Consider the following 26,333-nt stretch of genomic DNA (forward strand, 5'->3'; position numbering starts at 1 on the left):
GAGGAATTGCGGAAAACTACTCCGGCGCTTCGGGAGCCCCGGGTTCGCCTTCGGGACCCTGCGGTCCGCCCATCGCCCCCATCATAGCCTGAAGCTGCTGCGCCTTGGCCTCGAACTCCGCGCGCGGCATGAAGTCGACCACTTCGACCTCGAAAGTCAGATCGGCATTGGGCGGGATGTCCGAACCGGGAGGCGGCTCCGCGCCATAGGCCTGATCGCCGGGGATCGTGAGGCGGTACTTGCCGCCCTTCTCCATCTGCGAAAGTCCGTCGAGGAAACCGGGAATAATCGCGTCTTTTTCCAGCAGCAGCGGACTGCCTTCGGGAAAGAAGCCCGGCGGAATGGGAAGCGGACGCGAACGGTCGAACTCGGTTCCATCGTCCAGCGTGCCGACATAGTTCACGAACACGACATCACCGATCTGAGGCGACTGGCCATTGCCTTCGGTGAGGACCTCGACACCGGCAGACTTCGGCGATGCGGCCCATGCGAGCCCCGCGCCCAGCAGGATTGCGACGATCACGCCGAGCCAGAGCTTGGTCAGCGAGCCTTTCTTGATAGGCTGGAGCGGTACACGGGTAATCTCGGTCATGTAGAATTCGTCCTGATACGCAAAGGGCGCGGATTTCTCCGCGCCCTCATGGCTTGTCTGGTGCTTTGCATCAACGGGAATTTTGGGGCGGTCCCTCCAGGCGCGAAGCCGGTTCCCACTTTTGCCGACGGCTCCTTATTTGATGCCGTCACGCTCCATACGCTTGCGCTCCATCTTGCGGGCGCGGCGAACTGCGGCTGCCTTTTCACGGGCGCGCTTTTCGCTGGGCTTTTCGTAGTGGCGGCGCAGCTTCATTTCGCGATAGACGCCTTCCCGCTGCAGCTTCTTCTTGAGCGCGCGGAGGGCCTGGTCGACATTGTTATCGCGAACCATGATCTGCATAAACTTCAATACCTCGACTTTGCGGGCCAGAGCCCGCTCAAAAGCGGGGTATGCCTCCTTGAATTGGGTTCTGCTTCTTCAACGAAAAGCGCGCCGAATCCGTTCCGGACCGGCTCGAATGGCGCGCACATACGGATTCGGCGGGAAAAAGGCAAGTGCGTTAGAGCGGCTTTCGTAATGGCGCGCAAGCCGCTAGTGGCGTGACCATGTCCACCCTGTCCCCACTCGTTGCCACGCTGCACGTCGCCATTGGCGGCGGTGTGGGCGCAGCGCTGCGTTACCAGACCGGCCGCGCGATGACGCAATGGCTCGGTGCGCCGATTGTATCCGCCTTCCCCTTCGCCACGCTGGCGGTCAATGCCCTCGGCAGCCTGCTGATGGGCATCCTGGCCGGCTGGCTGGTCCGCCACGGCAACGAAAGCAGCGAACAGATGCGCCTGCTGCTGGGCGTGGGCGTGCTGGGCGGTTTCACCACCTTCTCCGCCTTCAGCCTCGAAATGGTGCTGATGATCCAGCGGGGCCAATATCTCTTCGCCTCGCTCTATGCGGTCCTTTCCTTCGCCCTCGGGATCAGCGGATTGCTGATGGGGCTTGCTATCATGAGGATGGCCGCGTGAAGACCTCCGACGAAGTCCGCAACTTTACTGTCACTGCCGATGATGACGGCATTCGCCTCGACCGCTGGTTCAAGCGCCATCTGCCGCAGGTCGGCTTCGGCACGGTCAGCAAATGGGCGCGCACGGGCCAGATCCGCGTCGACGGAAGCCGCGCCAAGCCCGACGACCGGCTGAGCGAAGGCCAGCAGATCCGCGTCCCCCCGGGCGGCGATGCACCGCACAAGGGCCCGAAGCCCAAGCGCGAGCTTACCAAGGCCGAAATCCAACAGGCCGAGGACATGCTGATCCAACAGACCGACAGCGCCCTGGTGCTCAACAAGCCCCCGGGTCTCGCCACGCAGGGCGGCACCAACACCTTCAACCACGTCGATGGCCTGCTGGATGCCTATATGGGCGAAGGTAACGAACAACGCCCCCGTCTCGTCCACCGCCTAGATAAGGACACGTCGGGCGTCCTGCTGGTGGCGCGCACACCCGGCAGCGCGGCGTTCTTTTCCAAGCGGTTCTCGGGCCGATCGGCCAAGAAAATCTACTGGGCGCTGGTCGTCGGCGTGCCGGATATCCGGGAAGGCGTGATCGAAGCCCCGCTTGCCAAGCAGCCCGGCTCCGGCGGCGAGAAGATGCATGTCGATCACGAAGGCGGAGCGCCGGCCAAGACCAAGTACCGCGTCGTCGACAGCGCTGGCAAGAAGGCCGCCTGGCTGGAACTGCAGCCGCTCACCGGCCGCACCCACCAGCTTCGCGTCCACTGCGCGGCTATGGGCCACCCCATCGTGGGGGATGGCAAATACGGCGGCAAGGACGCCTTCCTCACTGGCTCGGTCAGCCGCAAGATGCACCTTCACGCGCGCCGCCTGATCATCGACAGTCCGGACGGCAAGCTCGACGTCACCGCCGAACTGCCCGAGCATTTCGCGACCAGCATGGAACAGATCGGTTTCGACGAGAAGGCGAGCGACGCTTTGCCGATGCGCGCCGATCCACCGCCCAAATCGCGCGAGGAAAAGAAGCAGCAAGCCCGCCAGCACGCCAAGACCTACAAGAAATCACAGCGGGGGCCGCGCCGTGCACGCGGCGGTACCGGCGGCAGGCCGAAAGGCGCAGGCAGGAAGAAGTGACCCGCCTCGTCATCTTCGATTGCGACGGGACGCTCGTCGACGGGCAGGCGGCGATTTGCGATACGATGGCCGAGGCATTCGCCGCTGCAAAACTTCCCCCGCCTGACCGCAACGAAGTGCGCCGCATGGTGGGCTTGAGCCTGCCGCAGGCGCTGCGGCGGCTCGCCCCGGATGCGCAGGAAGACCAGCACCTCGTGGCGCTCGAAGCCTATAAAACCGGCTACCGGGACCGGCGGACGTCGGGTCTGCTCGAGGAACCGCTCTACGATGGCATGGCAGCGCTGATCGAACGTCTCGCGGCGGCGGGCTGGCTGCTTGGCGTAGCCACCGGCAAGAGCGACCGCGGGCTTCATGCCTGCCTCGACACGCATGGTATCAAACACCATTTCACAACGCTGCAGGGGGCGGATCGCCATCCTTCGAAGCCCCATCCCGCCATGCTCGAAGTGGCGCTGGCGGAAGCCGGTATCGCTCCATCCCGGTCCGTCATGGTCGGGGATACCAGCTTCGACATGGAAATGGCCCGCGCGGCGGGTGTCCGCGCAATCGGAGTAGCCTGGGGCTATCATGAACCGCGCGAATTGCTGGAAGCAGGGGCAGAGTGCGTTGCCGAAACGATGGAACAACTCGAGGAAATGATCTGTGCAGCCCGGTGACCAGCCGCCCGATCCCGATCAAAATTCTGGCCGTGACCCCGCAGCCGCGAAATTCTGGACCCTGCAGGGAATCCGCCTCGTCGGCATCGTTACTGCGATGGCGGGTGCTGCGGGCGTGGCCGAAAAGCTGGCCATGCCGCAGTGGGCCGCAGGCCTGCTGCTGGCCGCTGGTGTCGGCATCTATTTCGGCCTCCCCGTTGCGCTCGCCAGGAAGTGGAAAGCCGAAAGGTGAAGCGCTTCTACAAGGACGTTACGACTGCCCGGACGGAGCAGGGCTGGATCGTGGCTCTCGACGGGCGTCCGCTTAAGACGCAAGGTGGACAGCCGCAAGTCGTACCGACCGAAGCGCTCGCTGAACGGCTTGCCGAGGAGTGGCGCGGACAGGGCGAGGTGATCGAGCCCGCCTCTTTCCGCCACCGTGACATGGCCGATTACGCGCTCGACGTAGTGAGCGGTGACAGATCGGAAGTAGTCCAAAAACTGCTCGGTTATGCCGAAACCGATACGCTTTGTTTCCGCGCCGATCCGGAAGAGCCGCTCTATCGCCGCCAGCAGGAAGTGTGGGATCCGATTGTATCGGCAATGGAAGCGCGCGAGGGTGTGAAACTGCACCGCATCAGCGGTATCCTACATCGCCCGCAAACTGCGGAAACGCGTGAGAAACTGCGCGCAAGGCTGGAAGCGCTCGATCCCTTCACGCTGACCGCGCTGGAACAGACCACCTCGCTTTCCGCATCGCTATGTATCGGGCTGGAATCACTGCGCGAAGGTGTCGATGCCGAAGCGTTATGGGATGCGGCAAACCTCGAAGAAGACTGGCAAGCCGACCTCTGGGGCCGCGACGAGGAAGCCGAAGAACGCCGTGCGAAGCGGAAGAGCGATTTTCTGGCGGCTGTAGAATTTGCGCGTGCGGTTTAGCCGCTAAGTTTGATTACTGGACCCAGTCGGCCACCTGCGCCGCCACATCGTTTGCCGCCCGGTTTAGTGCCGGACCCACGCTGGCTACATCCGCTGCGACGCCCGGCACCACAGCTTCGAAACGACGCGTCGTCATCGCGCTTCCTTCGCCCGGACGAACGGCATCGAACACCACCACCACGCTGGACGTGCGCGCGTCGTAGCCGAACTGACGGAGCGTGCCGGTCAGACGGTTTTCGGCAAGCGCGCCCGGATCGTCACCGTCGATTACTACCCGGTTGCTGCGCGTCCGGATTGTCTCTGCGATCAAGCGGCGGAACAGGCGTGCAGGTTTTTCGACCCAGACAGCATCCTGAAGATAGGCGAGTTCGGTGTCGGTGATCTGCACCGGTACGCGGGTGACATCGAGCGCGCTGGGTGCCTCGAACTCGGTCAGCGCGATGGCGGTCCCGGCACTGCTCGAGGCATCGGCGCCTGCAGGCGCAGAGGCCGTCGGTGTCAGCGTCAGCAGGCTCTCGGGCGGTTCGCTGCCGAAGGAAAGGCACCCGCCCAGCAGCAGTGCCGGAGCGAGGATGGCGAATTTGAAGTGCTTGGTCATCGCATACTTGTCCCGTGTCACGGCTCGTAGTCCGGCAATGGCTGGCTGTTGAGCAGCGCGCCGGCGCCCTTCTCGTCGATTTTTTCGGTCACGTCGCGCAGCGCCTTGCTGGTCGCGCGCAAATCGCGCAGCGTTGCTTCGGCTGCGGGCAGCGTGCTTTCGGTCAGCTGCCGGGTTGCCGGGCGCGCTTCGGAAAGGACACCCTGCAATTCTTCCGAAGCATCACCCGCCTGCTTCAGCGTGGTCCGCAATTGGTTGGCCAATTGCGCGCCTTCCTGGTTGAGCAGACGGTCGGTGGAGGCTGTTACATTCTCGAACTCGTCGAGCGCTTCGGATGCCTCACGCAATGTCACCTGCAATTCGGCCATGGTCCGTTCGAACTGCGGTGCGGCGTCTGCCAATTCGGCGGTCATCTGGTTGGTGTTGGCAAGGATACCGGCAATCTCGCCCTGATTTTCCTCGTCCAGCAATTGCGTCAGTCGTTCGGTCAGCGTCGCCAGACGTTCAAGCAGCAGGGGGGCGTTGGAAAGCAGGGCGTTGAGCCCGCCATCCTTGGGCGGAATGATCGGTACGCCTTCGGTACAGGCTGTTGTTTCGCAGGAAATCGGAGGCGCGCCGCTGCGCGCACCGTCGAGCAGGATGGTCGACACGCCGGTAAAGCTGCCCTGGATGGTAGCGGTCGTCCCGACGAGGATCGGAACTTCTTCCTTCACCTTGATGCGCACGCGCACGAAGCCGGGATCCTTTTCCCACAGGACGATCTCGCTCACCTGCCCCACCGGCACGCCCGCGAAACTGACCTGGCTGCCATTGGCGAGACCTGAAACGCTCTCGGCAAAGAAGATGTCGTAATCCTTCTGAGCGCCTTCATCCCAGCGCGCGATCCAGACGACGAACAGCGCAAGTGCCGCAAGCACCGTCAGTGTGACCGCCCCCACCCAGATGTAATTCGCCCGTGTTTCCATTGGTTACGCCTTATCTCTGCTTGAACGCGCGTTGTCCAACGCTTTGACCGCACGCGCCGCGACCGGATCGTCCATATGCCGCCGGAGTTCGTCCACCGCCTGAGCGGTCAACGCCGCGCGGCCGCGTGGGCCGTTGAAATATTCCTGTATCCAGGGGTGATCGAGCTCCATCAGCTTGGGCACAGTATCGACCGCGATGACCTTCCGGTCCGCCAGGACCGCCACCCGGTCGCAGATTTCATGCAGCGTATCGAGATCGTGCGTAATCAGGAACACGGTGAGACCCAGCGTCTCCTTGAGCTCACGCGTCAGATTGTCGAACGCGGAGGCACCGATGGGATCAAGACCGGCAGTCGGCTCGTCGAGGAACAGCAGTTCGGGATCGAGTGCCAGCGCACGGGCGAGGCCGGCGCGCTTCTTCATGCCGCCCGACAATTCGCTCGGATACTTGTTCACCGCTTCTTCCGGCAGGCCGGACAGCAGGACCTTGTAGCGCGCAATCTCTTCGCGGAGCTCATCGGAAATCTCGGGATAGAATTGCTTCAGCGGCACCTCTACGTTCTCGCCAACCGTAAGGGTCGAGAACAGTGCACCTCCCTGGAACAGCACGCCCCAGCGATCCCGTACGCCGATTTGCTGGTCCGGCTCCGCATCGACGATTGATTTGCCGAAAACTTCGATCTCGCCCTCGGTCGGCCGCTGCAGCCCGATGATCGAGCGCATCAGCACGGATTTTCCAGTACCTGAACCGCCGACCACGCCCAGAATCTCGCCGCGCTTCACCGTGAGGTCCAGCCCTTCGTGAACCACCGTTTCGCCGAACTGGTTCTTCAGATTCTCCACTATGATGGGATATTCGCCGCGATAGCGTTCGTGGCGCCTCGGAGATTTCGTGCCTCTTTCCTCGGCCATCAGCCCCACCCCAACTCGGTGAAGAAGACAGCGAAGATTGCGTCGAGGACGATGACCGCGAAGATTGCCGAAACCACCGACAAGGTGGTGCGCAGGCCGACCTCTTCCGAATTCCCCTTCACCTGCATGCCGTGGTAACAGCCTGCCAAGGCAACGATCAGGCCGAAGACCGGCGCCTTGATCAGGCCGACCCATACATCGTAAGTCGGCACGACTTCCTGGATGCGCGAGAGGAAGGTCAGAAAGGGAATGCCGAGCATGATGTCGCCGACGAAGGCGCCGCCGATAATCGCCATGCACGAAGCATAAAAACCCAGCAGCGGCATCATCAGCACAGCGGCCAGAATACGCGGAACCACCAGCGCTTCCATCGGCGAAATACCGATAGTGCGCATCGCATCAATTTCCTCGGTCAGCTTCATCGTGCCGATTTCGGCGGCAAAGGCACTGCCCGAACGGCCTGCAACCATAATGGCCGTCATCAGAACGCCCAGTTCGCGCAAGGTGATACGGCCGACGAGATTCACCGTCAGCGTCTCCGCCCCGAATGCGGCCAATTGCACCGCCCCCTGCTGTGCGATGACGATCCCGATGAGAAAACTCATCAAGCCGATAATGGGCAGTGCAGAAACGCCGACCAGTTCGACTTGCCGCACCAGTGCAACCATGCGGAAATTACGTGGATGGCGCGCCAACCGCGCAATGGAAATAAGCAAGGCGCCGAGGAAGCTGACAACGCCGACAATCCCCGATCTCGCGTTGAAGACCTTCTCGCCCACTGCTTCGGGAACTCGCACCCACACAGGCGCGCGCGGAGGGGCAATACCGTAATCGCTGCTGAGCCCTTCTAGCGCGTCCAGCAAGCGTTCCGCCCGATCGCTGGCCCCCACGATTTCCGCATTGTGCTCGCCAGCGATCTGACAAGCCACCCACGCGCCCACCGTGTCGATCTCCGACACGCTTGCGAGGTCGACCTTCGCGATCGGTCCTTCAAGACTGCGCAACTCTTCGTCGAGAGCGCCGATGGTCGATACGAGATAGGGCCCGGCGAGCTTGAGCACCGCGCCCCCATCCCCCTGTTCGAGTTCGTATTCTGCCAATCCAGCCATTCACCATGCGGTATGCGGGGAATCGCCCGACTAAACAAGCTTGTATCAAGTCCTTTCCCATACGGCGTTGCATCGCACAAAAGGCGCTGGCAAAGGCGGCAGCCATGAGCACCGAGCTATCCAAGACTTTCGACCCGGCCGAAATCGAGCAGCGCTGGTACGCGTATTGGGAAGAAAACGGCCTGTTCCGTCCCGAACGCCCGGACGCAGAGCCCTTCACCATCGTGAACCCGCCGCCGAACGTCACCGGCTCGCTCCACATCGGCCATGCGCTCGATAACACGCTGCAGGATGTGGTGATCCGTTATGAACGCCTTCGCGGCAAGGATGCCTTGTGGGTGGTAGGCACGGATCATGCGGGCATCGCCACGCAGATGGTGGTCGAACGCCAGCTCGAGGCGAGCCAAGACAAGCGCACGAATTACAGCCGCGAGGAATTCGTCGACAAGGTCTGGCAATGGAAAGAGGAAAGCGGCGGCACGATCACCCGCCAACTCCGCCGCCTCGGCTGCTCGATGGACTGGTCCAGAGAGCAGTTCACGATGGACGAGCATTTCTCGCACGCCGTGCTCAAGACCTTCGTGGATCTCCACAACGACGGCCTGATCTATCGCGACAAGCGGCTGGTGAACTGGGACCCGAAGCTGAAGACCGCCATTTCAGACCTCGAGGTCGAGACGACCGATGTGAAGGGCGGTTTCTGGCACTTCAGATACCCGCTGGCGGACGGCGTCACGCTCGATGACGGGCGCGACCATATCATAGTCGCCACCACGCGCCCGGAAACCATGCTCGCCGATATGGCAGTGGCGGTACATCCCGATGACGAACGATATAAAAGCGTGGTTGGCAAGCATGTCGTTCTGCCAATCACGGGCCGCCGCGTGCCGATTGTTGCCGACGAGCATGCCGATCCCGAACTGGGTAGCGGCGCGGTCAAGATCACGCCGGGCCACGACTTCAACGATTTCGAAGTGGGCAGGCGCGCAGGCATGAAGGCTAGCGATATGCTCAACATGCTCGATGGCGATGCCAACGTCTGCCAAACCGCCGACGGGCTGGTGCCGGAAGAATTCCTCGGCCTGCACCGCTTCAGGCGAGACGGCGTGGATGGCGCGCGCGAACTGGTGGTCCAACGCCTGAAGGAGCAGGGCTACCTCATCCCGCATGTCACCAGGGACAAGGAAGGCAACGAGACCGAGCATGACTCCGAGCCGCGCACAATCGCCACCCCTTTCGGCGACCGTGGCGGTGTGGTGATCGAACCCTGGCTGACCGACCAATGGTACGTCGATGCCGAAAAGCTCGCGCGCGCGCCGATCGAGGCGGTGAAGGACGGTACCATCGAAATCGTCCCGAAGGCCTGGGAAAAGACCTTCTTCAACTGGATGGAGAACATCCAGCCGTGGTGCGTCAGCCGGCAACTCTGGTGGGGCCACCGCATCCCTGCATGGTACGATGCCGACGGCAAGGCCTATGTCGCCATGACCGAGGAAGAAGCACAGGCGCAGGCTGGCGAAGGCGTGGTGCTGACCCGCGACGACGATGTTCTCGACACGTGGTTCTCCTCCGCACTCTGGCCATTTGCAACACTCGGCTGGCCGGAAAAGACCGACTTGCTCGATAAGCACTATCCCAACAACCTGCTGATTTCCGGCTTCGACATCCTGTTCTTCTGGGATGCGCGCATGATGATGCAGGGCATGCACCTGACGGGCAAGGCGCCGTGGCCGCGGCTTTACCTGCATGGCCTCGTGCGCGCAGCGGACGGCGCGAAGATGTCCAAGTCCAAGGGCAATGTCGTAGATCCGCTGGGCCTGATCGACCAGTACGGAGCCGATGCGCTGCGCTTCTTCATGTCGGCGATGGAAAGCCAGGGCCGCGACATCAAGATGGATGAGCGCCGCGTCGAGGGCTACCGCAACTTCGCCACCAAGCTGTGGAATGCGACCCGATTCTGCCAGTCCAACGGTATCGGCGCCAGCACCACTATCGCCGCGCCTGCCGCGAACCAGGCGGTCAACAAGTGGATCATCGGCGAGGTCGTCGAGACCAAGAATGCGCTCGAACAGGCGATGGCCGACCTGCGCTTCGATGCCGCCGCCAATACGATCTATCACTTCGTCTGGGACCGTTTCTGCGATTGGTACATCGAGCTGATCAAGGGCAATTTCGACGAGGAAACGAAGACAGTCGCCGGCTGGGCGCTGGATCAGATCCTCGTCATGCTGCACCCCTTCATGCCCTTCATCACCGAAGAGCTGTGGTCGAAGCAGGGCGATCGTCCGGACTATCCGCTGATCACCGCCAAATGGCCAGAACCGCAGGCAGAGGTGGACGCTGCTGCCAAGGTCGAAATCGACTGGGTGATCGCACTGACCAGCGCCGTGCGTACCGCGAAGAACGAAATCGGCATTGCACCGGGCGCAAAGCTAGTAGCATTTTGCCCCTCTCCCTCACCGCTGGGGCGCAAGGTGGCCGAAGAGAACGCACCTGCCATCGAGCGTCTTGCGCGCCTCACCCAGATCCATTTCGCCGAAGCGCCCGGCGGCGCGGCGATGCAAGTTGCGGCGGGCGAAGATGCCTTCATCATCCCGCTCGAAGGAGTCATCGACATCGAGGCTGAAAAGGCCCGCCTTACCAAGGCGATGGAAACCTCCTCCAAGGAAGCGAAATCGCTCGAGGGCCGCCTTGGCAATGCGAATTTCGTCGAACGTGCAAATCCGGAGGCGGTCGAAAAGGCCCGTGCCGATTTTGCCCATCACACGGCGGAAATCGAACGGCTGGAGGCGGCACTGGCGCGTCTGGGCTGACCGAGGCCCGGATTGCGCCGCCGAGGCTATCCCTACGCAGGTCGAAACACGGAGACGGGTTTTCCTACTTGCGTTACATATGCCATGTCCGATGCATTCGTTAGCAGTCCTTCGCGTCCAGGGGGGGGGGCCGAAAATCCGCTCTTTTGTCGCCTTTGCATGGTCAAGTGATGGAAAATAAACGCTTTTTCAGGATGACGCCGGAGTCGCCTTTGTCGCCTTCGTCGCCGGGTCGAAAGCGGCGATGACTCTCGTCCTCGCCACCGATGACAATGGCGGACCGGAAATTTTCGCGTCGGTCCAGGGCGAAGGGCCGAGCGCGGGCATGCCGGTCGCCTTCATGCGGCTTTCGCGCTGCAATCTTGCCTGCGTGTGGTGCGACACGGCCTATACCTGGCATTTCGAGGGCGCAGAGGCGAAGTTCGGGCGCCCCCATCGCGATGGTGTGATCTTCGAGCGCAAGGACAACCAGGTCACGCTGGATGAAGAAGAGGTTGCCGCGCTTATCCTTTCGCTGGGGCAGGATCGGCTGGTGATCACCGGTGGCGAACCGCTCCTGCAGGCGCCCGCGCTGACGAAACTACTCGACTTGCTGCCGGACATCGCGGTCGAGATCGAAACCAACGGGACCACAAGGGCCCCGCCCCGGCTCGATATCCGTATCGACCAGTTCAACGTCAGCCCCAAGCTGGCGCATAGCGGCAATCCCGCCAATCTCGCGCTGCTGCCGGAACGGCTGGACGCCTATGCCACCGATCCCCGCGCATGGTTCAAATTCGTGATTGCCCAGCCTGCGGATGTCGAGGAGGTGCTGACCCTGCGTGATCGCTACCGGTTCCAGGCCGACCACGTCTTCCTGATGCCGGAGGGAACGGATAGCGAGACGATCCGGACACGCGAGAAATGGCTCGCCCCGCTATGCCTGAAACACGGTTTCCGGCTTAGTGATCGGCTGCATATTCATCTGTTTGGAGATACCAGAGGAACGTGATTCCTCCCTTCGCAGGGATCGCTATCCTTGCGAACGCCAGCGCTGGACTGTGCGAAGGACGAGATCCTCTTCTCCGCCGGGCTTGTTCCACATCTCGATGAAGCTCGGGTCCTCCGATGCTGGTCGCTTTATTTCCTCGAGATTGTCAAAGCTCACGCGGATGGGAATCGCGACGCCCTCGCCGCAGATGATGCACTCGCGGTTGCGGAGTGCGGGAATCGCATCGAGAAACCCCCGCGCACCTTCCGGCATCGCGGCACGGACGAAGTCCTGGTCGCGATCGTTGTTGAGGCGCATCGAAATGATCGTGCCGCATTGCGACAGCACGCCTTCGGCAAGGTCCGATGGGCGCTGCGTTATCAACCCCAGCGAGATACCGTATTTACGACCTTCCTTGGCAATTCTCCCGAGAATGGTGCCGACGGAGTTGCCATCAGCATTTTTCTCGTTGGGAACGTAACGGTGCGCTTCTTCGCAAACCAGCAGGATCGGCGTGGTCTTGTCGTCACGGCCCCAGATGGCGAAGTCGAACACTAGCCGGCTGAGCACGGCGACCACCGTCGAGGTGATGTCCGAAGGCACGCCCGATACGTCGATGATTGAAATTGGCCTGCCATTGGAAGGCATCCGGAAAATCTTCGCGATGAACTCCGCCATCGTGTCGGCCACCAGCATTCCGGAGAACATGAACTGATAGCGCGGATCGGCCTTGAGCTCGTCCAGCTTGTTCTTGATGCGCATATACGGCGCGGAATTGGTCGCCTTGTCGAGCTTGCCCATCTGGTCCTGGATCTCGTTCGAAAGATCCGAAAGCAGATAGGGGATGGGCGAATCGACCGTAATCTTGCCCATCGTTTCGGCCAGGCGACTTTTGCTCCGCGCCTTGAGCAGACACTTGGCGAGAATATCGGCATCGACCTGTCGTTCGTTGCCATTGCTGGTCAGGATGACTTCGCAATGCTCTTCGAAGTTCATGATCCAGTAGGGCATCTGGAGATTAGAGACGTCGAGGATCACGCCGGTGTTGCGAAACGCCGCCGAATATTCGCCATGCGGATCGATCATGACGATATGCCCTTCGGGCGCCGCCTCGCAGATGCGGTGCAGGATCAGTGCCGCACTGGTCGACTTACCGGTACCGGTCGAGCCCAGTAGCGCGAAGTGCTTGCCGAGCATGGCGTCGACATAAATACCGGCACGGATATCCTTGGTCGGATAGACCTTGCCGACGGTGATCGAACTGCGCCCGTCGCTGGCGTAAACCTGTTTCAGATCGGCAGTCGAAGCCGGATATATCATTGCCCCCGGCACTGGATAGCGCGTCACACCGCGGCGAAACCCGTGAAGTTTACCGGTGAGCTTTTCCTCCATCCCTTCGCCGAGAAAATCGATATTGGCGAGAATGCTGCCCGCCTTCCGATCCTGCCGCTGATTCCGCACGCTGGCCAGCAACCAGCTATTGCCAACGCGGATCTTGATCTGCGAGCCGACTTGCCCCGCCATTGCGATTGCGGGATCTTCATCATCGGCGCATTCGGTCAGACGTTGCGTGTCGATGGCGATCATCGATCCGGAGCCCGCGATTTCAAGTACGATGCCAATTGGCTGGAGGGCGTTGTCGCTGGGCATCACGACATCGTCTTCGGAGGCCGGGGCCGGATCAGTCTCAAGCTTTGGAGCAGGCTCTGATGGAGTTGATGCCGCTCCCTGCAGGGGCGCCGCAGGAGTTGGCGCCACTTCGTCCGGTACAGCGCCTTCGGCAGGAGGAAGGACAGACGGTTCGCCAGCCAGCTTTTCAGATGTAGTCTCCGGCGGCGAAATGGTTTGCTGGTGAACATAGCCCGAGCGCGAAGCCGCCCCGGTGGCAGGTGAAATCATCTCGCTATCTGCAGAGCGGCGAATTCGATCGCGCAGCGAATTACTGCGCTGTTCCGGTTGTTCGGACTCCATTTGACGCGGACCGCCAAAGGAACCGAAATCTCCATTGCCCATATCGTTCATTATCCAGCCCTGGCCCCTCGAATTGGCGCATATGCGTTAGCTCGGAGTGATGGCGGATAAGGGTTAAAATCGGGTCAACGATGGTGATTTGTCACCGTGTCACAAGCGCGCGAAAACCCGTCCTGCCCCCCAACCCATGAAGACAGAAAGAAACACGGCAATCAGACCATAAGCGAGGCCGTAATTCTGCGAGAAATATTCCACGCGGCGTTCCATACCGACCTTGCGGACTTCGACTTCCGCCACCGCCGAAGCGATGACACGGCCCTGGGTCACCGCAAATGTTTCCGCAGTATAGGTGCCTGTAATTACATTCGAAGGCAGGGATATCCGGGCCTGGTACAGGACGTTTTCGGTAATCTGCACTCCGTTCATATCCTCTTTGTACAGTCCCTGGCGCTGCTTGAGATCGACCAGGCCTTCGGCAAACCGAAGCTGTTCTTCGGGATCGATACTGCCGTTTGGAGAAAGCTGTATGTATCGTGTGCCGAACTCGTAGATAGCGGCGGTCTTTTCATCGACGATCTCGGAAACGGACCGCGATGAAGCAACCGCGAAGAAGCTCGGCACGGAACGGAAATCGTTGCTCTGTGCATTGACCCAGACGCCGGCGAAACGTTCCTTTTCACGAAGGCGGATGGGCTCGCTCGGACCCTTGAGTACGACCACGATATCATAGCCCTGCCCGGCCCGACCATCCGGATCGAGAACTGCGCCGAACAGCAACAGTTCGGTCCCGGTAAAGCCTTGGCGTACCTGGACTTCGTGCTGCGAGACTTCGGGCACCAGCACCGGATCGCTCTGACCCATCAGAGCAAATGCGGCGAGCAAGAGCAGCAGAAACCTCACAGAGAATATACCGTGTAGATTTCGTCAGGCTGGTAGAACAGCCCGAGAAGCATGCGAAATGCGATGGCCAGGACGATGGCCGCCAGGACCAGCCGCAGAATTTCCGGTTTTGCCTTGACCGCCAGCTGCGAACCGAATTGCGCCCCTGTCACCGAGCCGATCAGCAAGAGGGCCACCAGCACTATGTCCACCGCTCGTGTGGTCAAAGAATGCATGATAGTTGTGGCAATGGTGACGAACAGAATGTTGTACAGGCTCGTGCCTACGACGACATTGGCGCTCATGCCGAGTATGTAGAGCATCGCCGGCACGAGGATAAATCCGCCCCCCACCCCCATGAGCATTGTGAGGATGCCGACCACGACACCGACCAGTGCCGGGGCCAAGGGAGAAATGTATAGGCCCGAGCCATAAAAACGCCAACGCCAGGGAAGGTTCGCAACAAGAGGATGGTGGCGCCTGCGCGGGGCTTGCTTGCCTGCGGTCCCCCGAAGCACCTGCAAGCCCTCCTTTGCCATAAGCATTCCGATCGATCCGAGCAGGACGACATAAAGGGCGTTGATTACGACATCGATCTGTCCGATCGAACGAAAGAAACGGAACAGCAGCGCGCCAATGCCCGCGCCTATAACCCCGCCTCCCACCATGACCGAGCCCATGCGATAGTCCACGCCCTTGCGCTTGCTATGCGCGAATACTCCCGAGACACTTGCACCAGTTACCTGCGTCGATGCCGAGGCAGCAGCAACAGTCGGTGGAATGCCGTAAAAGATCAGGAGTGGAGTGGTCAGGAAACCACCTCCTACTCCAAAAAGGCCCGACAGCACTCCCGTCAGCGCCCCGAGCGCAACGATCCAGAGACCGTTCACCGAAAGGTTTGCGATGGGGAGATAAACGTCCATGGGCCAGCCCCTATCGCAGGCGAAGAGTGTATAAAAGCGGAACTGCGCTTTCAGTTTCCCGAGATTGCCGTGTGGGCCGGTTGCCGACCGCTCGACCGAACTCTTGCATGACATTCCTGCCGCCGAAACGCCCGTTCTTCCTCACAAACTTTGCACAACGGAGAATCGACACTTGCAACGTGCCCGGCTTTCCGAAAAAGAGCAGCCCGACATGACCGAACGCCCTTCAGCCTTTCGCCTCGTCTTCGCACCGGTTCGCGCGCTTTTCGTTAGCGATGCTTCGGCAGGGATATTGCTTATCCTCGTGGCAGTGGCGGCCATGCTGGCAGCCAACTCGCCGCTTGCGGACGAATACCAGCAACTCTTTTACGGCAAGCTGCCATTCACGCCGATTCCCAAGCTTTACGATCTTCATTTGTGGATCAACGACGGGCTGATGGCGATCTTCTTTTTCGTGGTTGGCCTGGAGGTCAAACGTGAATGGATCGAAGGCCAGCTGAGTACGGCGCAACAACGCAGGCTGCCGATCCTCGCCGCAATTGCCGGAATGGCCGTACCGGCCCTGTTCTATGTTGGTGTAGTTGGGGGCGACGCGCAGTTGCTGCGCGGCTGGGCGATTCCCGCTGCCACGGATATTGCCTTTGCCATGGGTGTGCTTGGCCTGTTGGGTAATCGTTGCCCGGCATCTCTCAGGCTCTTCCTGCTGACTGTGGCGATTGTCGACGATATCGGTGCGGTCGCGGTGATTGCGGCATTCTACACCGAAGAGATCAAGATGGTGTGGCTGGCCGCATCGGCCGCGGTAGTCGTCGCGATGATGGTCATGAACCGTATGCGTGTCGCCAGATACTGGCCATTTATCGCAATGGCTCTCGTCCTTTGGTTCTTCGTGCTCAACAGCGGGATTCATGCGACCATAGCAGGGGTTGCGGCAGCATTGACGATACCGATGGTCGGCAAGGACGACGAGACCATGGTTGAACGGATGGAGCACGGACTAGCTCCCTGGAGTGCTTATCTCATCGTTCCGGTTTTCGGCTTCGCCAACGCCGGTGTCCCGCTGGCGGGAATCGGGATGGAGGGGCTGCTTGCACCGCTCCCGCTCGCGATTGCCACCGGCCTGTTTCTCGGCAAACAGGTTGGCATTTTCTCTGCGATCTGGCTGGCCGATAAGGTCGGTTTCGCACCGCGCCCCGATCAGGCGAGCTGGCAGGAAATCTGGGGTGTATCGATATTGTGCGGCATCGGTTTCACGATGTCGCTTTTCATCAGCGGGCTCGCCTTCACCGGCCAGGCCGACGTGATCAACGAAGCCAAGCTCGGTATACTCTCCGGCTCGCTGCTGTCGGCTGTGCTCGGCTTCGTGGTGCTCCGCCTTTCGACCGCTCACCCCGAAGACGCGCGCTCACCCTACGTCGATTGAACACGCGCTTAGCGCGGGCTCTACCAACTCCCGGTGTTCTCCATGCTCATCCAGGGTTCCTGCGGTTGGAGATAGCCTTCCTGAAGAAGTTCGACCGAGATTCCATCGGGTGAGCGGACGAACGCCATATGACCGTCACGCGGCGGACGGTTGATGGTATGTCCAGCATCCATAAGCCGTTGGCAGGTATCGTATATATTCTCCACACGATAGGCGAGGTGGCCGAAATTCCGGCCACCGTCGTATCGCTCGGGGGCGCTCCCGTCCTCGGGGGGCCAATTGTAGGTCAACTCGACCTCTGCCACGCCCTCCTGTCCAGGTGCTGCGAGAAAGATCAAAGTAAATCGGCCCTGTTCGCTATCTGTCCTACGGACCTCTTCGAGACCGATAAGCTTGAAAAACGCGATTGTAGCCTCGGGATCGGCGACTCGGATCATGCTGTGGAGATATTTGGTCATGGCCCTCAGGTAGGAGCATAAAATACATTCGAAAAGGGGTGCGCCCGAAGGCACACCCCTTGGTACATCGCCAGTGAATTCTCTAGAAACTGGCGCTGATGGTCCCGACGATCGCGTCATCGGTAAATCCGTCGATGGACGGACCCTCGACGCCGACATAGGCCACCCCAACTTCGAGAATGCCCGACGCAACACTGGCTCCGAGCGACCAGTCCAACCCGCTGTCATCAGCGGAACCCGCGAGAAAGGGCGGGGCGAGAGCGCCGTCCGTGTAGCCCAGATGCGCCGAGAGCGAGATGGGTGTCGAAGGCAGCGCATATCCGAGATCGGTGTAGACATAGAGGTTGTCGTCCCCGCCCAGCGAATCCTGTTCGAAAGCGTAGGCCGCGCCTACGGTTGCTTCTGCAGGACCGAGGGTAAAGCCGACCGAAGCGTAAGGCTCCCAATAATCGGTATCGAGACCTAATTCCTCGGTAGGATAGGCGTAATAGAGCACTCCGACATCGACCGCGACACCGTCCGAGACATCGCCCGACCAGCCTGCGTAAATATCGAATTCCATCTCGCCATAGGCATCGCCACCGTCGATGGACGATGCCCAGGTGCCTACGTAGAAGCCACTTTCATGAGCGACATCGACGCCGCCCTGTATTGCCGGATCACCTCCCGACAGAGACACACCGCGGAAGCGGTAGTCGGTGGTCAGTGCGGCATTGGCGGAAATTGTGATCGGACCGCTGTCTTCTTCTTGGGCGGTTGCCACTGTAGGTAAGGCTAGGCCTGAACCAGCCAGGGCGAGCGAAACGGCAATCTTGCCGTGAAAGGACGTGAGCATGTGCGAACTCCTTCGGTTCGGTTTGGTGCTTCGTCCCACCTGCGCATCCGTCGGGTCCTGATTTTTGTATGGATCCTCGATCGAATTCGAAACGAACGTGCAGGAAATGCATTTTACGCGCAAGATAGCTGCATTAAGTTTTCGCTATTGCAACAAATAGCGTGGCTATTGTGCAACTGCGAAGTCAGCGCATACGCCCCCCGACTTGCCGCTCGCGGCGCGGTGGCCTAAGCGCTCGCAAACCCTCGAAAGATACCTGCACCCAAACCATGTTCCAAAGCATCCGCCGCCTATTTGCGTCCGGCACGGCCTCCCATCGAAACGCGCGAGTTCCAGATGGCGAGCGTCTCTATGTCATCGGGGATATCCACGGCCGGCTGGATCTGTTCAGGGCGCTGCGGGACGCCATCGAAGATGACGATGCTGCCCAGCCACCAGGCGAAACGACTGTCATTCTTTTGGGCGATCTCGTGGATCGCGGACCCGATAGCGCCGGAGTAGTGAAGTCTGCGCGGAAATGGGGCGAAAGCCGCAAGGTAAGATACCTTGCCGGAAATCATGAAGAAATGTTCCTGCAAAGCTTCGAGGATCGCGAAATACTGCGGCATTTCCTCAAGCATGGCGGCAAGGAAACCATACTCAGTTATGGGCTGGACCGGAAAACCTATTCGCGAATGAAGATGAGCGAATTGCAGGAGGTCATGAAGGAGGCTGTGCCGAAAAGGGACCGCAAGTTCCTCGCTTCCTTCGAAGACATGATCGTCATCGGCGACTATGCCTTCGTTCATGCGGGTATTAATCCCAAGCTCGCACTTGATGAGCAAAAGCCGTCCGACCTGCGCTGGATTCGTGAGCGCTTTCTGAAGCACGAAGAACCATTCAGTCATGTCGTCGTGCATGGCCACACCATTTTCGAGGAAATGGAACACCGCAAACACCGGATCGGTATCGATACGGGCGCCTTTCGCACAGGCCGGCTCACGGCTTTGGTGCTTGAAGGGACCAGTCGGCGCATCATACAGGCTGTCACCGACAAGAACGGCGAAATCGCCATCGAAAAGAGAGATGTATAAATGAAGATCGCAATGGTGGGTTCGGGCTATGTGGGCCTGGTATCGGGCGCTTGTTTCGCCGACTTCGGTCACGAGGTCGTCTGCATCGACAAGGACCAGTCGAAGATCGACCGGCTGCACGATGGCGTTATGCCCATCTATGAGCCGGGTCTTGCCGAACTGGTTGCCTCGAATGTCGCTGCCGGCAGGCTGAGTTTCACCACCAGCCTTGCTGAAGGTATCGACGGAGCCGATGCGATCTTCATCGCCGTTGGCACACCCAGTCGCAGAGGCGATGGCCATGCCGATCTCTCTTACGTCTACGGGGTGGCCAAGGAAATCGGTGAGCACCTGGCCAACGATGCCGTGGTTGTTACCAAATCCACTGTCCCGGTCGGCACCGGCGACGAGGTGGAGCGGATCCTGCAGGACAGCGGCACGAGCCACAAATTCTCGGTCGTATCGAACCCTGAGTTTCTGCGCGAAGGCGCGGCCATCGGTGATTTCAAGCGCCCCGATCGCATCGTCATCGGCGCCGAGGACGAGTTCGGCCGTGATATCATGCGCGAAGTCTATCGTCCGCTCTTTCTCAATGAATCACCGATCCTGTTCACCGGAAGGCGCACAAGCGAACTGATCAAATATGCGGCCAACGCTTTTCTCGCGACCAAGATCACCTTTATCAACGAGATGGCCGATCTCTGCGAGAAAGTGGGGGCCAATGTGCAGGACGTCTCGCGCGGCATCGGGATGGACAACCGTATCGGTTCCAAGTTCCTCCACGCCGGGCCTGGCTATGGCGGATCGTGCTTTCCGAAAGACACGCTCGCCCTGCTCAAGACGGCAGAGGATTTCGACAGTCCGACCCGGATCGTGGAAGCGGTGGTCAAGGCCAACGACAGTCGCAAGCGCGCCATGGGCCGCAAGGTTATCGACGCGCTGGGCGGCGCCGAAGCGGCTCGCGGCAAGAAAGTCGCGCTGCTCGGACTGACCTTCAAGCCCAATACTGATGACATGCGCGACTCTCCTGCCATTGCGGTCGCGCAGACGCTTACCGACGCGGGCGTGGAGGTCGCGGCCTACGATCCCGAGGGCATGGAACTGGCCAAGCCGCTGATGCCCGAAGTGACCATGGTGGACGAACCCTATGCTGCGATCGCAGGTGCCGATGCCATCGCCATCGTCACCGAATGGGATGTGTTCCGCGCGCTCGACCTGAAGCGGATCAAGGACCTCGCAAAGTCGCCCGTCCTGGTGGATTTGCGCAATATCTACCGCCCCGACGACGTGCGTGCTCTGGGCTTCGAGTATTCCAGCATCGGACGGACCTGATACGGACCTTGCGCATTTCACCGTGCACGGATGAGGGCTGAAGTGCGCTACGAGGCAGGCGTTCGATAATAGAATTCCAGCCGCACGCAGAGGTCTGTTCCGTGAAAATGCCAGGGGGCCTGTAAGCCGGGTTCTGTTCCGCACGCGGTATGCTTGCACACCAGCCGCGCGGCGGCAGCCATTCGTCTGGGCCATGGATTGCTCCATGGCTCGAGCAGCCAACCCGGGCGACTGGGGAGAAACACCCCTGTCCCGGATCAAGTCCGGGACACGCCGCCCCTATTCGGCCTTGCTCCGGGTGGGGTTTGCCATGCGGGCGCTGTTACCAGAACCCCGGTGCGCTCTTACCGCACCCTTTCACCCTTGCCTGATCCCCTAAAGGGGCCATCGGCGGTATGCTCTCTGTGGCACTTTCCCTGTGGTTGCCCACGGCGGGCGTTACCCGCCACCCTCGTCTCGTGGAGCCCGGACTTTCCTCGTCAGATCCCTGCTTTCGCAGGGACAGGCGCGGCTGCCCGGCCCCCTGGCGATATAGCAGATAATGCGCGCCTCGCATTTCGCCAAGCGAAACCGCTTCGAAGTGTGACGGGGCTAAGTGTTTGCAAACCCGTGACCTTCCAGCTTTCTTGTTCTTTTCCAAGCCTTTGAGCCTATTTGCGCCGATAGGGGTGTGACTTTTGCAAGAACGAGCATCGGCTGCAGACCGCACGCGGATTCCGGCATCGAAACCGATACGCATGGCTATTTCCGGACTGGAAAGTGGCGTTCCAAGGTACATCCCCCGGTCTCTACATCGGCACTACACCTGTAGGAAACCGCGCGGCGCGTACGCTGCCTAGAGTTACGGGGCAGCAACAGTCCTTTCACTCACGACCGCAAATCGCGCCATGTGCTACCTTGCGATCCCCCTGTCCCGATCCAGCAGGAGCTGGAACAGGATCGCCCGTACTTCGCCGTCGATCTCGCCATTGATCTTTTCCGGACGCCACCGGCGCTGGAAGGCTTCCACCGCCTTGTGCCCATCGGAAACGTCGTAGCCGAAGCGTTCGAGCGCGAGGTAAAACGCGGCGTCGTTATCGAACGGATCGCCGCGTTCGAGCTTTTTCGGTCGCGGCAGGCACAATCCGTATTCGGCGAGGCGGTCCCACGGGAACAGCTCGCCCGGATCGATCTTGCGCGCTGGCGCGACATCGGAATGGCCGACCACATTGGCGCGCGGAATATCGTATTCCTTCACGATACGCGCGACCAGCGGAACCAGCGCTTCGAACTGCGCCTCGTTGAATTCACGATAGCCGTATTTATGGCCCGGATGGTCGAGTTCGATCCCGATGCTGGCAGAATTCACGTCCTTGTGACCGCGCCAGTATGACAATCCGGCATGCCAGGCCCGCTTTTCCTCGGGCACAAGCCGTACAACTTCGCCCTGCTCGCCAATCAGATAGTGCGCGGAGACCTTGGCTTCGGGGTCGCAAAGGCGTTCGATGGCGAAGCCCTTGTCCTCCATCTCGGTGTAATGGATGACCAACATCGAAATGGGATGCTTGCGTTCGTCGTGATTGGGCGAAAGCACTTCGCGGTCGACGAGTTCGTCCTTGCTGGAGGGCAGGCCTTCACCCAGCTTGCCGAAATCGCTCACCCGATCAGTCCTTCGCCCTCGGGCAGGATCGCGCCGAGCACCAGCGTCTCGTCCGTCCTGGCGTATTGCAGTCCGCCGCCCGACTGTTCGGCCAGCAGACGGATCATATGTGCTGCGGCCGTGCGACTGGAAAGCTCCTCCCGCGCCAGACTGCCGTCCAGTGCCTTGCCGATATTGTCATCGAACCCGATCTTGGGCCCGGCAGCGCGAACCACGATCTCGCAATTGCCGTCACGCATTTCGGCACCGATATCGAGCGTGCCGCCGCGCACCAGCGCATCGATGGCGATCTGCGCAAAATTGAGGAGGACCTTGACCGCCGGCTTGGCAAGGTTGGCCGCATCTATCGCCCAATTGACCTCGACCTTCTGCTTGTCCGCAACCAATGCGTCGATCAGGGCCCTGGGTTCGTGAACGTCGACGCGTTCACCGAAACCGCCCGCAGCCCCGAAGGCCAGCCGGAAGAATTTCAGCTTGTTGGTCGAAGTCGTCGCGCTCTGTTCCAGCAGCGCCATGACATTCCTGCGCATTTCGGGATCGTCTTCCATCGCCAGAAGCTCGAGCCCGTTGTTCAGGGCACCGACCGGGCTGAGCATGTCGTGGCAAAGACGCGAGCAAAGCATTGCCGCAAGATCGATCGATTGGCTGTCGTCCATTTATATCCCGTCGAAACTCGAATTGACCGCCTTCTAGCGGGGGGAGACCACATAGGGAAGCGCAGCGAATCGCGCATCCCCCTCGCGCCAGAAAGTGACGCGGTCCGCCGCGATTATCGCCCAGATGAGCCCCTGTCCTGTCGCCATGGCCTCATCGGTAGCGGAAGGACGCGCAAGGCCGTTGGGGTGGGAATGGTAATAGCCCAGCACCTGCGGCCCTCCTTGGCGCGCCTCGCGATGTGCGTCGATCAGCGCCTGCGGATCGATTTCGAAATGGCTTTCGGGCCGCGGATGCACGTTTTTCGCCGGATGGATCGAAATGATCGCGTCCTCTTCGCCCATCAGAATACCGCAACATTCGCGGGTGAAGGCATCTGCCGCTTCCACGAGCAGGGCGTTCAAAATCTGCCGAGAAACCTTCAAACCGTTCGCCCTGAGCTTGTCGAAGGGCCGTCCTTCACTTAGGCGCGACCCATGCCGTTCTGGGCCTACATGCTACATTGTCGCGGCGGTGCCTACTACATCGGGCACACGGACGATCTGGAATTGCGTGTCGCGCAGCACGAACGCGGTGAAATCGAAGGATTTACCGCGGACAGATTGCCGGTGGAACTGGTCTGGTCGGAGGAGTTCGCAACGCGTGAAGAGGCGCTCGCTGCTGAGCGAAGGATCAAAGGCTGGTCTCGGGCCAAGAAGATGGCGTTAATCCGTGGTGACTGGGAGCGGATATCGGAACTGGCGAAAAAGAAAGACGACCCTTCGACAAGCTCAGGGCGAACGGATGGAAAAACCAATTCTTTCCCCGCTCGTGCTGAGCTTGTCGAAGCACCGTCTTTTCCTTCTGAGCGCCCCCTCGAAGGCTTGATCCACACGTCGGGCCGCCTGGACAAGGCGCTCGCGGAAGCGACCGGTCTTTCGCGCGAGAGGGTGAAGGGTCTGATCGCGGACGGTGCGGTCGAGATAAACGGGAAATCGGCAAAATCGGGTTCTGCAAAGCTGACCGGCGGCGAGAGCTATGTCGTCACCCTGCCCCCGCCCGAGCCGCTTGAAACCATCGCACAGAACATTCCCCTCGACGTGGTGTTCGAGGACGAACACCTGTTGGTGGTGAACAAGCCTGCAGGGATGGTGGTCCATCCGGCGGCAGGCAATCGCGACGGAACGCTGGTCAACGCGCTGTTGCATCATTGCAAGGGGCAGCTTTCGGGGATCAACGGCGTCGCCCGTCCGGGCATCGTGCACCGGATCGACAAGGATACGTCCGGCCTGCTTGTCGTCGCCAAGAGCGATGCGGCACACGAAGGGCTGGCGCGGCAGTTTGCCGACCATTCGATCACCCGGCGTTACCTGGCGGTCTGTGCCGAGCATCCCAACCCGCAGTCGGGGACAATTTCCACTCGTATCGGGCGGTCGGACAAGGACCGCAAGAAGATGACCGTGCTGCCCGACAAGTCCACGCGGGGGAAACACGCGGTGACCCATTACGAAACCTTGCAGCGTCTCGACCATGCGGCGCTTATCGAATGCCGCCTTGAAACCGGACGCACTCATCAGGTCCGCGTTCACTGTGCGTCAATCGGTCATGCGCTATTGGGTGATCCTGTATATGGACGCACGCCCCAGCCGCTCCGAACGCTGCTCGAGAGCCTCGATTTCAAGCGCCAGGCGCTACATGCGGCCCGATTGGGATTCATACATCCTATCAGCGGTGAAAGCTTGGATTTCTGCGCCGAATTACCCCACGATATGCGGGAACTCATCGACGAAACCGCTCGTTGAAATCGATGAAACGCGTGTGCAAATTCGGTCGCGTTCTGTTACAAGCAAACCAGTGGCCCGAATGATCGGATGCCCAGCAGGGGTCCGGCAAGCGAGGTCGACGCAAGAAAGGTCAGGGTAAAGTGAGCAATACCAGAAGTTTGAGCGTCCCGGCGCTCGGTGGTGAGCAAAGCCTCAACCGCTATCTCTCCGAAATCAAGAAATTCCCCGTGCTGACGCAAGAGCAGGAATACATGCTCGCCAAGCGTTACGAAGAGCATGGGGACAGCGAAGCTGCGGCGCAGCTCGTCACCTCGCACCTGCGTCTCGTGGCGAAGATCGCCATGGGCTATCGCGGCTACGGCCTGCCTGTGTCGGATCTCATTTCCGAAGGCAATGTCGGCCTGATGCAGGGCGTGAAGAAATTCGAAGCCGACCGCGGCTTCCGCCTCGCCACCTATGCCATGTGGTGGATCAAGGCGAGCATCCAGGAATACATACTGCGCAGCTGGTCGCTCGTAAAGATGGGTACCACCGCCGCGCAGAAGAAGCTGTTCTTCAACCTTCGCCGGATGAAGAAGAACCTCGATGCCTATGAAGACACCGACCTTCACCCGGACGATGTGAACAAGATCGCTACCGATCTCGGCGTGCCCGAGCAGGAAGTGATCAATATGAACCGCCGGATGATGATGGGCGGCGACGGTTCGCTCAACGTGCCGATGCGCAATGGCGAAGAAGGCTCGGGCGAGTGGATGGACTGGCTGACCGACGATCGTCCGCTTCAGGACGAGACGGTTGCCGATACCGAGGAAAAGGAAGTGCGCCATGAAATGCTGGTGGAGGCGATGGACAGCCTCAACGAGCGTGAACAGCACATCCTTACCGAACGCCGCCTGACGGAAAACCCGCAGACGCTCGAAGAGTTGTCGCAGGTTTACAACGTCAGCCGCGAACGCATCCGCCAGATCGAGGTTCGCGCCTTCGAGAAGCTGCAGAAGGCGATGCAGCGCATCGCCGGCGACCGCTTGTTGCCCGGCGTGGCCTGATCCACCGTACTGAATATGAAAGCGGCGTGAGAGGATGGACCTTTCGCGCCGTTTTCTTTTATGGGCCACATGATGATACGGTCGCTGACACGCTTCTTGTTCAAGTTCCTTGTCGGCTTCATCGGACTGAGCCTGGCGCTTGTCCTGCTGTTCAAGTTCGTCCCGGTTCCGGTCACGGCCACGATGGTCCTCGACGGGAATGGCATAACCAAGGACTGGGAACCGCTTTCGCAGATCGATCGCAATATGGTGCGCGCCGTGATTGCCGCGGAAGATGGCAAGTTCTGCACTCATGACGGTTTCGACCGCGAGGCGATCGAGACGGCCATGCGCGAGAATGCGCAGGGCGGGCGTATCCGTGGCGGATCCACCATCAGCCAGCAGACCGCCAAGAATGTCTTCCTGTGGCAGGGTGGCGGCTATTTCCGCAAGGGACTGGAAGCCTATTTCACGCTGCTGATCGAGAAAATCTGGGGCAAGCGGCGCATCGTGGAGGTCTATCTCAACGTCGCCGAAACCGGCATCGGAACCTATGGTGCGGAGGCCGGGGCGAAGCGATATTTCGGAAAGAGTGCTTCTTCTCTCACCACGCTCGAAGCTGCACGAATGGCGGCAGCGCTTCCCTTGCCGAAAAAGCGCTCCGTCAAGAATCCCAGCGGCTGGCTGCGCGGATATGGCAACACGATTTCCGCACGTATCGGCGTCGTAGCCCGTGACGGCCTCGATTCCTGCGTTTATCAGTAGGTTC

27 protein-coding genes, 1 other RNA gene and 1 pseudogene are annotated in these 26,333 nt (G+C 60.5%); 14 read left to right on the forward strand and 15 right to left on the reverse strand.

Going from position 1 to position 26,333, the window contains the following annotated elements:
• Positions 1-16: 16 nt before the first annotated feature.
• Positions 17-592 (reverse strand): FKBP-type peptidyl-prolyl cis-trans isomerase, encoded by a 576-nt coding sequence (locus tag K3180_RS00525; protein ID WP_221537713.1) that lies wholly within the window; start codon positions 590-592, stop codon positions 17-19.
• A 135-nt stretch (positions 593-727) separates the two neighbouring features.
• Positions 728-934, reverse strand: a complete 207-nt coding sequence (gene rpsU, locus K3180_RS00530; RefSeq protein WP_011413239.1) for a 30S ribosomal protein S21 — start codon at positions 932-934, stop codon at positions 728-730.
• 206 nt (positions 935-1,140) lie between these two features.
• Between rpsU and crcB the strand changes: the two genes are divergently transcribed.
• From crcB to K3180_RS00555, 5 genes are read left to right on the forward strand one after another with little or no spacing between them, the layout of a single operon-like run.
• Complete coding sequence (crcB, locus tag K3180_RS00535) at positions 1,141-1,551, forward strand: fluoride efflux transporter CrcB (protein ID WP_221537714.1); 411 nt, start codon at positions 1,141-1,143, stop codon at positions 1,549-1,551.
• A complete protein-coding gene (locus K3180_RS00540; protein WP_221537715.1) occupies positions 1,548-2,669 on the forward strand; it encodes an RluA family pseudouridine synthase in 1,122 nt (373 codons plus the stop codon). Before crcB ends, K3180_RS00540 begins: the two co-directional genes overlap by 4 nt.
• The gene (locus K3180_RS00545; RefSeq protein ID WP_221537716.1) at positions 2,666-3,325 is read left to right on the forward strand and encodes an HAD-IA family hydrolase; all 660 of its coding nucleotides are present in this window, start codon (positions 2,666-2,668) and stop codon (positions 3,323-3,325) included. The genes K3180_RS00540 and K3180_RS00545 overlap by 4 nt, the downstream gene beginning before the upstream one ends.
• Complete coding sequence (locus tag K3180_RS00550; RefSeq protein ID WP_221537717.1) at positions 3,312-3,557, forward strand: hypothetical protein; 246 nt, start codon at positions 3,312-3,314, stop codon at positions 3,555-3,557. The genes K3180_RS00545 and K3180_RS00550 overlap by 14 nt, the downstream gene beginning before the upstream one ends.
• Positions 3,554-4,243, forward strand: coding sequence for an ATP12 family chaperone protein (locus tag K3180_RS00555; RefSeq protein WP_221538047.1), 690 nt, complete (start codon positions 3,554-3,556; stop codon positions 4,241-4,243). Before K3180_RS00550 ends, K3180_RS00555 begins: the two co-directional genes overlap by 4 nt.
• A 13-nt stretch (positions 4,244-4,256) precedes the next feature.
• Here the strand turns inward: K3180_RS00555 and K3180_RS00560 are convergent, their stop codons facing one another.
• From K3180_RS00560 to K3180_RS00575, 4 genes are read right to left on the reverse strand one after another with little or no spacing between them, the layout of a single operon-like run.
• A complete protein-coding gene (locus tag K3180_RS00560; RefSeq protein ID WP_221537718.1) occupies positions 4,257-4,841 on the reverse strand; it encodes an ABC-type transport auxiliary lipoprotein family protein in 585 nt (194 codons plus the stop codon).
• A gap of 17 nt (positions 4,842-4,858) precedes the next feature.
• The gene (locus K3180_RS00565; protein WP_221537719.1) at positions 4,859-5,806 is read right to left on the reverse strand and encodes an MlaD family protein; all 948 of its coding nucleotides are present in this window, start codon (positions 5,804-5,806) and stop codon (positions 4,859-4,861) included.
• 3 nt (positions 5,807-5,809) lie between these two features.
• Positions 5,810-6,718, reverse strand: a complete 909-nt coding sequence (locus K3180_RS00570) for an ABC transporter ATP-binding protein (RefSeq protein ID WP_221537720.1) — start codon at positions 6,716-6,718, stop codon at positions 5,810-5,812.
• A complete protein-coding gene (locus tag K3180_RS00575; RefSeq protein WP_221537721.1) occupies positions 6,718-7,827 on the reverse strand; it encodes an ABC transporter permease in 1,110 nt (369 codons plus the stop codon). The genes K3180_RS00570 and K3180_RS00575 overlap by 1 nt, the downstream gene beginning before the upstream one ends.
• 104 nt (positions 7,828-7,931) lie before the next feature.
• Between K3180_RS00575 and K3180_RS00580 the strand changes: the two genes are divergently transcribed.
• Positions 7,932-10,640, forward strand: coding sequence for a valine--tRNA ligase (locus K3180_RS00580; RefSeq protein ID WP_221537722.1), 2,709 nt, complete (start codon positions 7,932-7,934; stop codon positions 10,638-10,640).
• Between the two features lie 244 nt (positions 10,641-10,884).
• A complete protein-coding gene (locus K3180_RS00585) occupies positions 10,885-11,631 on the forward strand; it encodes a 7-carboxy-7-deazaguanine synthase QueE (RefSeq protein ID WP_221537723.1) in 747 nt (248 codons plus the stop codon).
• Positions 11,632-11,652: 21 nt separating this feature from the next.
• Here the strand turns inward: K3180_RS00585 and K3180_RS00590 are convergent, their stop codons facing one another.
• The 3 genes from K3180_RS00590 to K3180_RS00600 all read right to left on the reverse strand — a co-directional run bounded on the left by K3180_RS00590 (position 11,653) and on the right by K3180_RS00600 (position 15,383).
• Positions 11,653-13,632 (reverse strand): ATP-binding protein, encoded by a 1,980-nt coding sequence (locus K3180_RS00590; RefSeq protein WP_425594502.1) that lies wholly within the window; start codon positions 13,630-13,632, stop codon positions 11,653-11,655.
• Between the two features lie 99 nt (positions 13,633-13,731).
• Positions 13,732-14,442 carry a TIGR02186 family protein gene (locus K3180_RS00595; RefSeq protein WP_221538049.1) on the reverse strand — a complete coding sequence of 237 codons (711 nt, stop codon included), beginning with the start codon at positions 14,440-14,442 and terminating at the stop codon, positions 13,732-13,734.
• A gap of 35 nt (positions 14,443-14,477) precedes the next feature.
• A complete protein-coding gene (locus K3180_RS00600) occupies positions 14,478-15,383 on the reverse strand; it encodes a sulfite exporter TauE/SafE family protein (protein ID WP_221537724.1) in 906 nt (301 codons plus the stop codon).
• A 211-nt stretch (positions 15,384-15,594) separates the two neighbouring features.
• Between K3180_RS00600 and nhaA the strand changes: the two genes are divergently transcribed.
• Positions 15,595-16,806, forward strand: coding sequence for a Na+/H+ antiporter NhaA (nhaA, locus tag K3180_RS00605; protein ID WP_221537725.1), 1,212 nt, complete (start codon positions 15,595-15,597; stop codon positions 16,804-16,806).
• Between the two features lie 20 nt (positions 16,807-16,826).
• Here nhaA and K3180_RS00610 read toward each other — a convergent pair whose 3' ends face one another.
• A complete protein-coding gene (locus tag K3180_RS00610) occupies positions 16,827-17,264 on the reverse strand; it encodes a VOC family protein (RefSeq protein WP_221537726.1) in 438 nt (145 codons plus the stop codon).
• 82 nt (positions 17,265-17,346) lie between these two features.
• Positions 17,347-18,099 (reverse strand): TorF family putative porin, encoded by a 753-nt coding sequence (locus tag K3180_RS00615; RefSeq protein WP_221537727.1) that lies wholly within the window; start codon positions 18,097-18,099, stop codon positions 17,347-17,349.
• 269 nt (positions 18,100-18,368) lie between these two features.
• Between K3180_RS00615 and K3180_RS00620 the strand changes: the two genes are divergently transcribed.
• Both K3180_RS00620 and K3180_RS00625 read left to right on the forward strand, forming a co-directional pair.
• Complete coding sequence (locus K3180_RS00620; protein WP_221537728.1) at positions 18,369-19,172, forward strand: metallophosphoesterase family protein; 804 nt, start codon at positions 18,369-18,371, stop codon at positions 19,170-19,172.
• Entirely contained in the window at positions 19,173-20,483 is a 1,311-nt protein-coding gene (locus tag K3180_RS00625) for a UDP-glucose dehydrogenase family protein (RefSeq protein ID WP_221537729.1), read from the forward strand.
• 106 nt (positions 20,484-20,589) lie between these two features.
• On the opposite strand, the gene rnpB is transcribed toward K3180_RS00625, so the two are convergent.
• The 4 genes from rnpB to K3180_RS00645 all read right to left on the reverse strand — a co-directional run bounded on the left by rnpB (position 20,590) and on the right by K3180_RS00645 (position 23,201).
• Positions 20,590-21,010, reverse strand: an RNA gene (gene rnpB / locus K3180_RS00630) — RNase P RNA component class A.
• A 365-nt stretch (positions 21,011-21,375) separates the two neighbouring features.
• Positions 21,376-22,122, reverse strand: coding sequence for an N-acetylmuramoyl-L-alanine amidase (locus K3180_RS00635; protein ID WP_345719402.1), 747 nt, complete (start codon positions 22,120-22,122; stop codon positions 21,376-21,378).
• Positions 22,119-22,778 carry a histidine phosphotransferase family protein gene (locus K3180_RS00640; protein WP_221537730.1) on the reverse strand — a complete coding sequence of 220 codons (660 nt, stop codon included), beginning with the start codon at positions 22,776-22,778 and terminating at the stop codon, positions 22,119-22,121. Before K3180_RS00640 ends, K3180_RS00635 begins: the two co-directional genes overlap by 4 nt.
• Positions 22,779-22,811: 33 nt before the next feature.
• Positions 22,812-23,201 carry a M67 family metallopeptidase gene (locus K3180_RS00645; RefSeq protein WP_221537731.1) on the reverse strand — a complete coding sequence of 130 codons (390 nt, stop codon included), beginning with the start codon at positions 23,199-23,201 and terminating at the stop codon, positions 22,812-22,814.
• 69 nt (positions 23,202-23,270) lie between these two features.
• Between K3180_RS00645 and K3180_RS12830 the strand changes: the two are divergent.
• The 4 genes and pseudogenes from K3180_RS12830 to mtgA all read left to right on the forward strand — a co-directional run.
• Positions 23,271-23,414 (forward strand): annotated as a pseudogene (locus K3180_RS12830) (GIY-YIG nuclease family protein); the annotation flags it as partial.
• A gap of 225 nt (positions 23,415-23,639) precedes the next feature.
• Positions 23,640-24,557, forward strand: a complete 918-nt coding sequence (locus K3180_RS00650; protein ID WP_247710236.1) for an RluA family pseudouridine synthase — start codon at positions 23,640-23,642, stop codon at positions 24,555-24,557.
• A gap of 122 nt (positions 24,558-24,679) precedes the next feature.
• Positions 24,680-25,585, forward strand: a complete 906-nt coding sequence (gene rpoH, locus K3180_RS00655; protein ID WP_221537733.1) for an RNA polymerase sigma factor RpoH — start codon at positions 24,680-24,682, stop codon at positions 25,583-25,585.
• A gap of 72 nt (positions 25,586-25,657) precedes the next feature.
• Positions 25,658-26,329 (forward strand): monofunctional biosynthetic peptidoglycan transglycosylase, encoded by a 672-nt coding sequence (mtgA, locus tag K3180_RS00660; protein ID WP_221538051.1) that lies wholly within the window; start codon positions 25,658-25,660, stop codon positions 26,327-26,329.
• The last annotated feature ends 4 nt before the right edge of the window (positions 26,330-26,333 follow it).

This window comes from Qipengyuania huizhouensis (genome assembly GCF_019711635.1).
In the GTDB taxonomy this organism is placed as follows: domain Bacteria; phylum Pseudomonadota; class Alphaproteobacteria; order Sphingomonadales; family Sphingomonadaceae; genus Qipengyuania; species Qipengyuania huizhouensis.

Excerpts from the sequence above, each read along its gene's own strand:
- K3180_RS00525 (WP_221537713.1), bottom strand. The coding sequence starts at position 592 with ATGACCGAGATTACCCGTGTACCGCTCCAGCCTATCAAGAAAGGCTCG.
- rpsU (WP_011413239.1), bottom strand. The coding sequence starts at position 934 with ATGCAGATCATGGTTCGCGATAACAATGTCGACCAGGCCCTCCGCGCG.
- crcB (WP_221537714.1), top strand. The coding sequence starts at position 1,141 with ATGTCCACCCTGTCCCCACTCGTTGCCACGCTGCACGTCGCCATTGGC.
- K3180_RS00560 (WP_221537718.1), bottom strand. The coding sequence starts at position 4,841 with ATGACCAAGCACTTCAAATTCGCCATCCTCGCTCCGGCACTGCTGCTG.
- K3180_RS00565 (WP_221537719.1), bottom strand. The coding sequence starts at position 5,806 with ATGGAAACACGGGCGAATTACATCTGGGTGGGGGCGGTCACACTGACG.
- K3180_RS00570 (WP_221537720.1), bottom strand. The coding sequence starts at position 6,718 with ATGGCCGAGGAAAGAGGCACGAAATCTCCGAGGCGCCACGAACGCTAT.
- K3180_RS00575 (WP_221537721.1), bottom strand. The coding sequence starts at position 7,827 with ATGGCTGGATTGGCAGAATACGAACTCGAACAGGGGGATGGGGGCGCG.
- K3180_RS00580 (WP_221537722.1), top strand. The coding sequence starts at position 7,932 with ATGAGCACCGAGCTATCCAAGACTTTCGACCCGGCCGAAATCGAGCAG.
- K3180_RS00585 (WP_221537723.1), top strand. The coding sequence starts at position 10,885 with ATGACTCTCGTCCTCGCCACCGATGACAATGGCGGACCGGAAATTTTC.
- K3180_RS00590 (WP_425594502.1), bottom strand. The coding sequence starts at position 13,632 with ATGAACGATATGGGCAATGGAGATTTCGGTTCCTTTGGCGGTCCGCGT.
- K3180_RS00595 (WP_221538049.1), bottom strand. The coding sequence starts at position 14,442 with ATGGGTCAGAGCGATCCGGTGCTGGTGCCCGAAGTCTCGCAGCACGAA.
- K3180_RS00600 (WP_221537724.1), bottom strand. The coding sequence starts at position 15,383 with ATGGACGTTTATCTCCCCATCGCAAACCTTTCGGTGAACGGTCTCTGG.
- nhaA (WP_221537725.1), top strand. The coding sequence starts at position 15,595 with ATGACCGAACGCCCTTCAGCCTTTCGCCTCGTCTTCGCACCGGTTCGC.
- K3180_RS00610 (WP_221537726.1), bottom strand. The coding sequence starts at position 17,264 with ATGACCAAATATCTCCACAGCATGATCCGAGTCGCCGATCCCGAGGCT.
- K3180_RS00615 (WP_221537727.1), bottom strand. The coding sequence starts at position 18,099 with ATGCTCACGTCCTTTCACGGCAAGATTGCCGTTTCGCTCGCCCTGGCT.
- K3180_RS00620 (WP_221537728.1), top strand. The coding sequence starts at position 18,369 with ATGTTCCAAAGCATCCGCCGCCTATTTGCGTCCGGCACGGCCTCCCAT.
- K3180_RS00625 (WP_221537729.1), top strand. The coding sequence starts at position 19,173 with ATGAAGATCGCAATGGTGGGTTCGGGCTATGTGGGCCTGGTATCGGGC.
- K3180_RS00640 (WP_221537730.1), bottom strand. The coding sequence starts at position 22,778 with ATGGACGACAGCCAATCGATCGATCTTGCGGCAATGCTTTGCTCGCGT.
- mtgA (WP_221538051.1), top strand. The coding sequence starts at position 25,658 with ATGATACGGTCGCTGACACGCTTCTTGTTCAAGTTCCTTGTCGGCTTC.